Annotated in this window: 12 protein-coding genes and 1 pseudogene; 9 read left to right on the forward strand and 4 right to left on the reverse strand. The window is 51.7% G+C overall.

Annotated elements, in window-relative coordinates:
* The first annotated feature begins 60 nt into the window (after nucleotides 1-60).
* From appC to FEK66_RS16160, 4 genes are all read left to right on the forward strand, one after another.
* Nucleotides 61-1605 (forward strand): cytochrome bd-II oxidase subunit 1, encoded by a 1545-nt coding sequence (gene appC, locus FEK66_RS16145; RefSeq protein ID WP_138211502.1) that lies wholly within the window; start codon nucleotides 61-63, stop codon nucleotides 1603-1605.
* Nucleotides 1606-1616: 11 nt separating this feature from the next.
* On the forward strand, nucleotides 1617-2753 hold the full coding sequence (gene appB, locus FEK66_RS16150) for a cytochrome d ubiquinol oxidase subunit II (RefSeq protein WP_130205404.1): 1137 nt from the start codon (nucleotides 1617-1619) through the stop codon (nucleotides 2751-2753).
* Between the two features lie 12 nt (nucleotides 2754-2765).
* The gene (gene cbdX, locus FEK66_RS16155; RefSeq protein ID WP_032161491.1) at nucleotides 2766-2858 is read left to right on the forward strand and encodes a cytochrome bd-II oxidase subunit CbdX; all 93 of its coding nucleotides are present in this window, start codon (nucleotides 2766-2768) and stop codon (nucleotides 2856-2858) included.
* Nucleotides 2859-2938: 80 nt separating this feature from the next.
* Nucleotides 2939-4249, forward strand: coding sequence for an AppA family phytase/histidine-type acid phosphatase (locus tag FEK66_RS16160; protein ID WP_135493688.1), 1311 nt, complete (start codon nucleotides 2939-2941; stop codon nucleotides 4247-4249).
* On the opposite strand, the gene cspH is transcribed toward FEK66_RS16160, so the two are convergent.
* Nucleotides 4237-4449 (reverse strand): cold shock-like protein CspH, encoded by a 213-nt coding sequence (gene cspH / locus FEK66_RS16165; protein WP_130205408.1) that lies wholly within the window; start codon nucleotides 4447-4449, stop codon nucleotides 4237-4239. The two genes, FEK66_RS16160 and cspH, sit on opposite strands and share 13 nt — an antisense overlap.
* A 286-nt stretch (nucleotides 4450-4735) precedes the next feature.
* Between cspH and cspG the strand changes: the two genes are divergently transcribed.
* From cspG to FEK66_RS16185, 4 genes and pseudogenes are all read left to right on the forward strand, one after another.
* A complete protein-coding gene (gene cspG, locus FEK66_RS16170) occupies nucleotides 4736-4948 on the forward strand; it encodes a cold shock protein CspG (protein ID WP_000066493.1) in 213 nt (70 codons plus the stop codon).
* A 10-nt stretch (nucleotides 4949-4958) separates the two neighbouring features.
* A complete protein-coding gene (locus tag FEK66_RS16175) occupies nucleotides 4959-5147 on the forward strand; it encodes a cold-shock protein (protein ID WP_130205730.1) in 189 nt (62 codons plus the stop codon).
* Nucleotides 5116-5351: pseudogene (gene ymcE / locus FEK66_RS16180) on the forward strand (protein YmcE). The gene FEK66_RS16175 and the pseudogene ymcE overlap by 32 nt, the downstream one beginning before the upstream one ends.
* On the forward strand, nucleotides 5341-5514 hold the full coding sequence (locus FEK66_RS16185; RefSeq protein WP_130205410.1) for an addiction module toxin, GnsA/GnsB family: 174 nt from the start codon (nucleotides 5341-5343) through the stop codon (nucleotides 5512-5514). The pseudogene ymcE and the gene FEK66_RS16185 overlap by 11 nt, the downstream one beginning before the upstream one ends.
* A 48-nt stretch (nucleotides 5515-5562) precedes the next feature.
* Here the strand turns inward: FEK66_RS16185 and FEK66_RS16190 are convergent, their stop codons facing one another.
* Both FEK66_RS16190 and torS read right to left on the reverse strand, forming a co-directional pair.
* Nucleotides 5563-6636, reverse strand: coding sequence for a 4Fe-4S binding protein (locus FEK66_RS16190; protein ID WP_135493690.1), 1074 nt, complete (start codon nucleotides 6634-6636; stop codon nucleotides 5563-5565).
* 71 nt (nucleotides 6637-6707) lie between these two features.
* Entirely contained in the window at nucleotides 6708-9452 is a 2745-nt protein-coding gene (torS, locus tag FEK66_RS16195) for a TMAO reductase system sensor histidine kinase/response regulator TorS (protein WP_135493692.1), read from the reverse strand.
* Between the two features lie 82 nt (nucleotides 9453-9534).
* Here torS and torT point away from each other — a divergent pair, with 82 nt between their 5' ends.
* Complete coding sequence (gene torT / locus FEK66_RS16200) at nucleotides 9535-10563, forward strand: TMAO reductase system periplasmic protein TorT (RefSeq protein ID WP_130258267.1); 1029 nt, start codon at nucleotides 9535-9537, stop codon at nucleotides 10561-10563.
* Here torT and torR read toward each other — a convergent pair.
* Nucleotides 10536-11228, reverse strand: a complete 693-nt coding sequence (torR, locus tag FEK66_RS16205; RefSeq protein ID WP_130258268.1) for a two-component system response regulator TorR — start codon at nucleotides 11226-11228, stop codon at nucleotides 10536-10538. The two genes, torT and torR, sit on opposite strands and share 28 nt — an antisense overlap.
* Between the last annotated feature and the right edge of the window lie 112 nt (nucleotides 11229-11340).

Here is an 11340-nt window from a genome sequence, read left to right on the forward strand (position 1 = left end):
ATAAAAAGAGGGATCTACTATTAAAGGGTTATTACCCTCTCTTCGCCTACAGGAGTTAGCATGTGGGATGTTATTGACTTATCGCGCTGGCAGTTTGCGCTGACCGCGCTGTATCACTTTTTATTTGTGCCCCTTACCCTGGGGCTGATTTTTTTGCTGGCCATCATGGAAACTATTTACGTGGTTACCGGCAAAACAATCTACCGCGATATGACGCGTTTCTGGGGTAAGCTCTTCGGTATCAACTTTGCTCTCGGCGTGGCCACCGGCCTGACGATGGAGTTTCAGTTTGGTACTAACTGGTCATTCTATTCCAACTATGTAGGCGACATTTTCGGCGCACCGCTGGCGATGGAAGCATTAATGGCCTTCTTCCTCGAATCCACTTTTGTTGGTCTGTTCTTCTTCGGCTGGCAACGCCTGAACAAATATCAACACCTGTTGGTCACCTGGCTGGTGGCATTCGGTTCAAATATCTCCGCATTGTGGATCTTGAATGCCAATGGCTGGATGCAGTTCCCGACCGGGGCGCATTTCGATATCGATACCCTGCGTATGGAGATGACCAGCTTCAGCGATCTGGTCTTTAACCCTGTCAGCCAGGTGAAATTTGTGCACACGGTGATGGCAGGTTATGTGACCGGGGCGATGTTCATTATGGCGATCAGCGCGTGGTATTTGCTGCGTGGGCGGGAGCGCGACGTTGCACTCCGCTCGTTTGCCATCGGTTCTGTCTTCGGGACCCTGGCGATAATCGGCGCGCTGCAACTCGGAGACAGCTCTGCATATGAAGTCGCACGAGTACAGCCGGTAAAACTGGCGGCGATGGAAGGGGAGTGGCAAACTGAACCTGCACCCGCGCCGTTCCATCTCGTTGCATGGCCGGAACAGGATCAAGAACGCAACGCTTTTTCCATTAAAATCCCGGCCCTGTTAGGGATCCTCGCCACTCATTCATTGGATAAACCTGTTCCCGGGCTGAAAAATTTGATGGCCGAAACCTACCCACGGCTGCAACGCGGACGCATAGCCTGGCTGTTAATGCAGGAGATATCGCAGGGCAACCGCGAGCCGCATGTATTACAGGCGTTTCGCGAGTTAGAAGGCGATCTCGGTTACGGCATGCTGCTCTCTCGTTATGCACCGGATATGAATCATGTCACTGCTGCGCAGTACCAGGCGGCGATGCGTGGCGCAATCCCGCAAGTTGCGCCGGTATTCTGGAGTTTCCGCATCATGGTTGGCTGCGGTTCGCTGCTGTTACTGGTGATGCTGATTGCGCTCGTCCAGACGCTGCGCGGCAAAATCGATCAACATCGCTGGGTGCTGAAAATGGCGCTCTGGAGTTTGCCACTGCCGTGGATTGCCATTGAAGCCGGGTGGTTTATGACCGAGTTTGGTCGTCAGCCGTGGGCGATTCAGGACATCTTACCGACATACTCCGCGCACTCTGCATTAACCACGGGCCAACTGGCCTTCTCTCTGATCATGATCGTAGGGCTTTACACCCTGTTCTTAATCGCCGAAGTCTACCTGATGCAGAAATATGCCCGCCTGGGGCCGAGTGCGATGCAGAGTGAACAACCAGCGCAGCAACAGGGGTAAAGGAGAGAGTCATGTTTGATTATGAAACATTACGGTTCATCTGGTGGCTGCTGATGGGCGTCATCCTGGTGGTCTTTATGGTCACCGACGGATTTGATATGGGGATCGGTTGTCTGCTGCCACTGGTGGCGCGTGACGATGATGAACGCCGGATAGTGATCAACAGCGTTGGCGCTCACTGGGAGGGTAACCAGGTCTGGCTGATCCTCGCAGGTGGGGCATTATTTGCCGCCTGGCCCAGAGTCTACGCAGCGGCGTTTTCTGGCTTTTATGTGGCGATGATCCTGGTGCTGTGCTCGCTGTTCTTCCGCCCATTAGCTTTTGATTATCGTGGCAAAATAGCGGATGCCCGCTGGCGCAAAATGTGGGATGCCGGTCTGGTCATTGGTAGTCTGGTCCCGCCTGTGGTCTTTGGTATTGCGTTTGGTAACTTGTTACTTGGCGTGCCGTTTAGCTTCACACCACAATTACGCGTGGAGTATCTCGGTAGCTTCTGGCAGTTGCTGACGCCATTCCCTTTGCTGTGCGGCTTGCTCAGTCTGGGTATGGTGATTTTGCAAGGGGGCGTCTGGTTGCAGCTGAAAACCGTTGGCGCTATTCATCTGCGTTCACAACTGGCGACCAAACGCGCCGCGCTGCTGGTGATGCTCTGCTTCCTGCTGGCGGGATACTGGCTGTGGGTCGGTATTGATGGCTTTGTGTTACTCGCTCAGGATGTCAACGGTCCGTCCAATCCACTGATGAAAATGGTGACGGTACTGCCAGGCGCCTGGATGAATAACTTCATCGAATCGCCAGTTTTGTGGATCTTCCCACTGCTCGGCTTCTTCTGCCCGTTACTGACGGCGATGGCAATTTACCGTGGTCGCCCCGGTTGGGGATTTCTGATGGCGTCATTGATGCAATTTGGTGTGATTTTCACCGCTGGCGTTACGTTATTTCCCTTTGTTATGCCTTCGAGTATCAGTCCGATATCTAGCCTGACCGTGTGGGACAGTACCTCCAGCCAACTGACACTTAGCATTATGTTAGTAATTGTACTGATATTTTTGCCAATAGTGTTGCTCTACACTCTATGGAGCTACTACAAAATGTGGGGTCGTATGACGACTGAAACTCTGCGCCGTCACGATCATGAGCTGTACTAAGGAGCATGAACAATGTGGTATCTATTGTGGTTCGTCGGCATTTTGTTGATGTGTTCGCTTTCTACCGTCGTGTTGGTATGGCTGGATCCGCGTCTGAAGGGATGACTGGCGTACAACGAACTTAGGCCTGATACGACGCGTCGCATCAGGCAGTCATGTCGGATATGAAAAACGGAAACATATCGATGAAAGCGATTTTGATCCCATTTTTATCTCTTCTGATTCCGTTAACCTCGCCACCTGCATTCGCTCAGAGTGAGCCGGAACTGAAGCTGGAGCGGGTGGTGATTGTCAGCCGTCATGGCGTGCGTGCGCCCACCAAAGCCACGCCACTCATGCAGGATGTCACTCCAGACACATGGCCTGAGTGGCCGGTGAAATTGGGCTGGTTGACCCCGCGTGGCGGCGAACTGGTCACTTATCTTGGGCATTATCAACGCCAACGCCTGGTCGCTGACGGTTTACTGGCAAAAAATGGCTGCCCGAAACCTGATCAGGTTGCGATTATTGCGGATGTCGATGAACGTACGCGTAAAACAGGTGAAGCCTTTGCTGCCGGGCTGGCACCCAACTGTACGATTACAGTACATACCCAGCCAGATACTTCCCGGCCCGATCCCCTGTTTAATCCCCTTAAAACTGGCGTTTGCCAACTGGATAAGCCGAACGTTACCGCGACTATTCTCAGTAGAGCAGGGGGATCGATAGCGGAGTTTACCGAGCATCGGCAAACCGCATTTCGCGAACTGGAGCAGGTTCTCAATTTCCAGCAATCAAATCTGTGCCTTAAACGAGACAATCAGGACGAAAGTTGTACGTTGACTCAGGCATTGCCGTCCGAACTCAAAGTGAGTGATGACAATGTATCTCTGACCGGTGCGGCAAGTCTGGCTTCAATGCTGACGGAGATATTTCTCCTGCAACAGGCACAGGGAATGCCGGAGCCTGGCTGGGGGCGAATTACTGATTCACACCAGTGGAACACCTTGCTAAGTCTGCATAACGCGCAGTTTTATTTGCTGCAACGGACACCAGAGGTTGCCCGTAGTCGCGCCACGCCGTTGCTGGATTTAGTGCTGACGGCGCTGACGCCAAATAACACGCAACAACAGGTTTATGGCGTGACATTACCCACTTCGCTGCTATTTATTGCCGGACACGACACTAATCTGGCGAATCTGGGGGGCGCGCTAGAGCTTAACTGGACGCTACCAGGCCAGCCGGATAATACCCCACCGGGGGGCGAACTGGTTTTTGAACGTTGGCGGCGACTTAGTGATAACAGCCAGTGGATTCAGGTATCGCTGGTATTCCAGACCCTACAGCAGATGCGTGACAAAACGCCGCTGTCGCTAAAAACACCGCCAGGCGAAGTGGCGTTAACGTTGGCTGAGTGTGGCGAAAGAAACGCGCAGGGCATGTGTTCGTTGGCTGGTTTTACGCAAATCGTGAATGAAGCACGCATTCCGGCATGCACTCTCCATCAGGACAAATAAACATTTGCCGCTGAGGGGCCACGCAGGCCATTGACGCGGCAAAATTCCACGCGTAACCCTGGGGTGAGCACTTCTGCGTCGCGGGGGGTGAATGCGGAAATATGGACCTGGACTTCTTTACGACCGTCGGAGGGGATGATGAATCCTTTGCCGCTTTTGCGATCAAAGGTTTTGACAATTCCTGTCATTTTACGGGACAAACAAATTCCTTACTGATAAATCTGCGCTGCACTATACGGTCTAAATAAAATAAAGCCAGTTTTATTTAAGACCGCTGGACGGCCAAAATAAAGTTTGCTTAATCTTATTTATCATGCGTTAATAGCTGCGTCGGTTTGAAAGACAGACATCATACAAAGTAGTTTACTAAAGCAGTTCTCATTATCAGGCATTATCCCCTTCTTTTGAGTCTCTCTCCTGAACACTAAGTAGTTTCTGTATTAAAGCCCTGTTTGCCGAAAGGCCCAAAATGAAGGAAGTAAAAATATGTCTAATAAAATGACTGGTTTAGTAAAATGGTTTAACGCAGATAAAGGTTTCGGCTTTATCACTCCTGATGATGGCAGCAAGGACGTTTTCGTCCATTTCACCGCCATCCAGAGCAATGAATTCCGCACGCTGAACGAAAATCAGAAAGTCGAATTTTCTATTGAGCAGGGGCAACGTGGTCCCTCGGCAGCGAACGTTGTTACGCTCTAAGGTTGCCGCTATTACTCAGCATCTCCATTTCCGCTGTCCATGTTGTCATGGTTCACAGTACCGCACATCGGCATTCGATGTGACGGAGCGAAACCCTTTAGGTGCAAAGTGTATTTTCTGTAAATCGATGATGATCACCTTTGATAACATCGCATTGCAAATACGCACTGACCAGACACCACTGGATTTCACCAAATAATATCAGGCTCCCTCGTGGAGCCTTTTTTATATCTGGCTTATTTTTCCTCAACTCTGTATGTATAATAAGCGATAACCTGTTGATTATTGAATCTTTCAGGGAGATGGCTTATAACATTTCTTACCTGACCAGGTACCGGGAACCAACACCTTACTGGCGTGTTGCTGTCTTTTAAGACCAGAAGAGGTTAACAGTGAATATTGAAGAGCTAAAAAAACAAGCCGAAACGGAAATCTCAGATTTTATCGCGCAAAAAATCGCCGAATTTAACAAGAACACAGGGAAAGAAGTCTCTGAAATTCGCTTCACCGCGCGGGAGAAAATGACCGGGCTTGAAAGTTATGATGTCAAAATCAAAATAATGTGATTTTGTGAACATCACCCCGTGCGAGGTGATGTTCCGCTTGTTGCTAATTTAGTGACCAATCATTGGCGCTTGTGGAATTAAGCGTCGGTACAACTCCTCTGGCACCGGGCTCTGCCATACTCCCGCATACATCGCATAAGCAATCACCGCGAACATAATTCCCAATACCAGTAGTGCCATGAGCCAGCCAGACAAGGCAAAGACCTTTTTATTTGCCGCAGGTTTTTGCAGCGAAAAGGTCAATGTTGAGGCCACCGGGCATGACTCCACGCAGGTCATACAACCGGTACATTCCACCGTTCTGACCTGAATTAATTTATCGACTGGGATCCGTGATGGGCAATTTTTCGCACATTTACCGCAGTCGATACAGCTTTCGGCATTGCGACGAATCTTAAACGGCGATAATAGCGAAACCAGTCCCATCAGCGCACCATATGGGCAGAGATAACGACACCAGGCATGGCGAATAAACAGGCTGGCAATCAGCAAAACCGTCACGCTGATTAATGTCGCTTTCCCCATATGGCGAAAGAAATCGAGCATTTTAACGTCCATCACCACGCTATAAGGCGATAGCATAAAATAGTGAATCGCCTGGGCGGGCATGAATAACGCGATATAAAGAAAAAAGCTTAATAGCAAATATTTCACCGCGCGTAGAGGAATATCCAGCCAGCGGGGAGGGGCGAATTGTCGACCAAACAGTTTTTTCCCGAGATCGCCAATTAATTCAGAGAGCGTACCAACAGGGCATAGCCACGAACAAAAGGCTTTTTTCAGCAGTAAGCTGATAATGATAAAAGCGACCAATAACAGCATCGCGGCGGCGTGCACGGAAGGTAACTGACCTGTTGCAAGGCTGTATTTCAGATTCATCAGACCAGCAATCGGCAGCCAACCTTCAATGCCCCCCGGTCTGGCGACAAATGCCGTATTACCTGCCGTTTCGTAATAGCGCACCCAGTACCAAAAGGTGACGGCAATATAAATATTGATTGCCAACAGTAATAATTGCATCGCTTTACGCCAGGTCGTGGCATTGCGCCAGTCATTCCACGGTAATTTACCGCCCGTCGTGCCTGGCCGTCGCTGCCAGCGGATTCTTTTTTTCTCTGCCATGATTTTGCCCGCCCGTTAAGTTGCATACCAAATGCCACTATTCTAAGTTTTCTCAACGGGATGATATTGATTCACATCGGGTTCGGGGCGTTCTTATTTAGCCACTGTTCCAGGGCCGCGATGCTACGCGTAATTTCTTCACGCGACAGGGCCGCGGTTAATGGTTCCAGCTCAAGTTGTCCGCACAACTGACTGGCACTGCGCATGCCCAGACTGGCACAGCTGCTTTTCAACTGATGCGCGGCACGTTTGATTTTGTCGCTGTCGTGACTGGCGCGGGCAGTGTCCATTTCATCGAGAAGGGGCAGGGCATGTTGTTTAAATAATGTCAGCCATTCGTGGATTTTCTCCACCCCCATTAACTGCGCATCTTCATTGAGCTGCGATACATCCAGCGGTTGATCGTTATTGACTTGCAGTTGGAGATAGTGCGCCAGTAATTGACCGAGCACTTCACGCGGCACCGGTTTAGGGATAATCCCGCGAAACAGCGAACTGGTACGCTGTCGCAGTGTTTCGTCAATGACATGGGCGCTAAAGCCAATCAAAACCAGCGACGGATATTGCTGTGCCAGTTGTCGGGCAAGCGTAATGCCGTCGATATCCGGTAGATCAAAATCCACCAGTGCGGCAGCAAACGGTTCACTATTTTGCAGTGTCTCTAAAGCCTGCGCGGCATTTCCTACGGCAACGACCTGCGCCCCACTGCTGTTCAACATCTCAACGGTAATCCGCTGGGTTAGCGGGTTATCTTCAATTAACAGCAAACGTAAACCGTCCAGACGCACCGCCTGATTGACTGTTTTTGGCACGGGTGCAGTGGCAACACGTAACGGCAAGCGTAAACAAAAACAGCTTCCAACCTCCGGCGTGCTGGTGGCGCTCAATTCGCCGCCCATCGCCTGGGCCAGACGGCTACTGATAGTCAGCCCCAGCCCGGTGCCGCCGCGTTTGCCGCTAACCTGAACAAATGGCTGGAAGATTTCAGCAAGTTTCGCGGGATCAATACCGCAGCCGCTGTCTTCCACTTCGACCAGCCATTGTTCGCCATCAGTGCGACTACGCAGAATAATGTGCCCTTCGTCGGTGAAACGCAGGGCGTTGCTCAACAGGTTGGTAATGACCTGACGAATACGCCGCGGATCGCCCATTAACGCAGTCGGTACATCGTCGGCAATTGCCGTTGCCAGGCGAATCGGGCGACCTTTCACCCTTCCGCTCATTAATTGCAGGGTACTTTCCAGCAGTGGGCGCGGTTCAAAGGGCTCATCGCTGACCGAAACATTCTTGCCACCAGCTTCGATAGCCGAATAATCGAGAATATCGTTGAGGATGGTCAGTAATGATTCGCCAGAGTCGGTAATCGCCCGCAAATCATCACGCTGGGCGTTAAGCGCCGGGTTATCAGCCAGCAGTTGTGCGGTGCCGAGAATTCCGTACAACGGTGTGCGGATCTCATGGCTCATCGCAGCCAGAAACGCAGATTTTGCCTGGCTGGCTTTTTCTGCTTCCGCCCGTGCCAGGCGGTGTTCTACCACCAGTTCCTGCAATTCGGCAGTGCGCGCTTTGACCTGCGCCGCCAGTTGTTCGCGGTGGCGATTAAGCGCATGAACACTGCTGCGAAACGCATCCATCAGCCGCCCGATGGTGTCCAGCTCCCGCACGCCAGCGGTTTCCGGGAAAGGGGAGTCGATATCACCGTCCAGTAAGCGTTGCAGCGCCTGCGTTTGTTCGGCAAGTGGACGCGTGACTGAGCGATAAACCACGCGCCAGAGGATCAGAATCAGTGCGCAAAGAGAAACTATTCCCAGCAATAACAGGCTGTATTGCCCGCGTGCACTGGCTTTTTCCAGATGCGCCAGCCCGTGCTGATTACGCAGCTCAATGGTGTCGACCAGCTGACTGACTTCGCTACTAAACTGCGCGAACTGGGCGATGTTATTTTGGGCGAGAGTTTGCAGGCGATTGCTGATTTCACTGTCCTGCTGATACAGCGCCAGCAAATCGCTATATTGGCTAACGGTAGTTAACGTTGTTGCGACCTGAGCACGAACTCCCGGATCTTCAATGCGTATTTGCCGACGTTGCAGAATTTTCGCCGCATTATTGAGCTGCTTTTCCAGCGTTGGCGCATTTTTCTGGATCTGTTCCAGCCCCAGATTCATCACCATTTGCTGCACCCGCAGGGCGCTAAGGCGCAGTTCATTCATCTGGTTAACGTACTCAAGATCGATATCAATTAGCCGATCGAGTGCGCTTTCTGCGGCCTGACGCTGATGTTGTTCGATCAAATCGTAAATCCCGGCCTGGGTCGCTCCGGCGGAGGTTGCCGCATTATTCGCCTGACCTTGCGCCAGGCGTGCGATCTCATCGGCGGCGGCGACTATCTGCTGACTGAGTCGCTGTTGTTGCTGGCGCAGTTGCAAACGCTGCCCCACCAGTTCCCCTTGTTGACGTAACGAACGGGAGATCTCCTGCTCCTGTTGTTCAATAGCGGAGGTGTCAAAACCTTGTTCCCGTAACGCTTGCAGCAACGCATTAATCTTCAGGCTTTGTGCGGTGAGCATTCGCCCCTGTGCCTGCCACATCTTTTCGTTATCGGCACTGGTCAGGTTCTGCGCGGCGAAAAGTTCCCAGGCGCTGGCTTCGCTCAACTGGCGCGCCATATTCATGGTAGGAATCAATGCCTGAGTGTTGTCTTTTTCCACCTGGCTGATAAAACGCAGGTTGTACCATCCCACCAGGGTACTGGTCAGGGTTAACAGCGCCATCAGGGCAAAGCCCATCCAGAGTCTTCGGGTCAGGGTTAAATTCACGGTCAGTGTACTTAAGGTGAAAAAGGTTGAGTCGCAAAGCGGAATGCATCTAGCATAAAGCCTTATTATTGATGAGGCTATCATGCGCGTACTGCTATTTTTACTTCTTTCCCTTTTCATGTTGTCGGCATTTTCGGCTGATAATCTGCTGCGCTGGCATGATGCGCAGCATTTCACGGTGCAACCTGTTATGCCGTTAAAGGCAAATCGTCCCTGGAAGTTGTGTGCGCTTTACCCCAGCCTGAAAGATTCATACTGGTTATCGTTGAACTATGGAATGCAGGAGGCTGCTCGCCGCTACGGTGTGGATTTAAAAGTGCTGGAGGCAGGCGGCTACAGCCAGTTGGCTACTCAGCAGGCGCAAATCGACCAGTGTAAACAGTGGGGCGCAGAGGCCATTTTGCTCGGCAGCAGTACGACGTCATTTCCCGACCTGCAAACGCAGGTAGCAAGTCTGCCGGTGATCGAACTGGTAAATGCTATTGATGCTCCCCAGGTGAAAAGCCGCGTTGGCGTGCCCTGGTTTCAGATGGGCTATCAACCAGGGCGATATCTGGTGCAATGGAGCCACGGAAAACCATTGAACGTGCTGTTGATGCCCGGCCCCGATAACGCCGGGGGCAGTAAGGAGATGGTAGAGGGTTTTCGCGCAGCCATAGCCGGAAGCCCGGTGCGTATTGTCGATATTGCGCTCGGCGATAACGATATTGAAATCCAGCGTAACCTGTTGCAGGAGATGCTGGAACGCCATCCAGAAATCGACGTCGTTGCCGGAACGGCCATTGCGGCAGAGGCGGCAATGGGTGAAGGGCGCAACCTGAAAACGCCGCTTACCGTGGTGTCGTTTTATCTTTCACATCAGGTGTATCGCGGGCTGAAGCGGGGAAGAGTGATTATGGCTGCCAGCGATCAAATGGTCTGGCAGGGGGAACTGGCCGTTGAGCAGGCCATCAGGCAATTACAGGGGCAATCGGTGTCTGATAATGTCAGCCCACCGATTTTAGTCCTGACGCCGAAAAATGCCGACCGCGAACATATCCGCCGCTCGCTGTCGCCAGGGGGATTTCGTCCGGTCTATTTTTATCAGCACACATCAGCGGCTAAGAAATAACCTTCGCCATGTTGTGTCACCAGTAAATCCGCGCTGAGTTTATGACGTAAACGACGAATTAACACATCGACAGTGCGCAGGTCAGGGTTTTCCACCCGACGGGCAGAGAGCATACGCAGCAGACGTTCGCGGCTGAGAATTTCGCCGGGATTGGTCACAAACGCCACCAGCATTTCATACTCTGCGCGGGTCAGTTTAATCGGTTCGCCATCCAAATCCAGCGTATGGCGCGACACATTCAGGCAATAACCGGCAAAGCGATAGCAGTTGTCCTGAGTGAGCGGTTGAGCTTGTCGCGCGAGGTCGATTCGCCAGAGCAGATTTTTCACCCGTACTACCAGTTCGCGCAGTTCCAGCGGTTTGGTGACGTAATCGTCTGCGCCCATTTCCAGCCCAACAATCCGGTCAATCCGATCGCTGCGTCCGGTAACCAGAATAATCCCCACCGTTGAGCGTTCTCGCAGGGCGCGGGTTAACATCAGGCCATTTTCATCGGGCAAATTGATATCCAGCAGAATTAAATCCACTGATTGATTTTGCATAATTTCCCGTAGCCCGGCACCGCTCGCCGTAACGGAAACGGTATACCCCTCCTGAGTGAAGTAGGTTTGTAATCGCGCCTGGGTAACCGGCTCATCTTCAACAATAACAATGTGATGTGGCATCAGAGAGTTTTACTCATTCTGTTCATATCTGTTCATATTCTGCCGTAAGCCGTTCATCCTGACCAGTGCCGCTGTTCATATTTACTCATTAAGATCGCTTCACTAAACCATA

Origin of the sequence: Escherichia sp. E1130 (genome assembly GCF_005781065.1) — a bacterium.
Classification (GTDB): Bacteria; Pseudomonadota; Gammaproteobacteria; order Enterobacterales; family Enterobacteriaceae; genus Escherichia.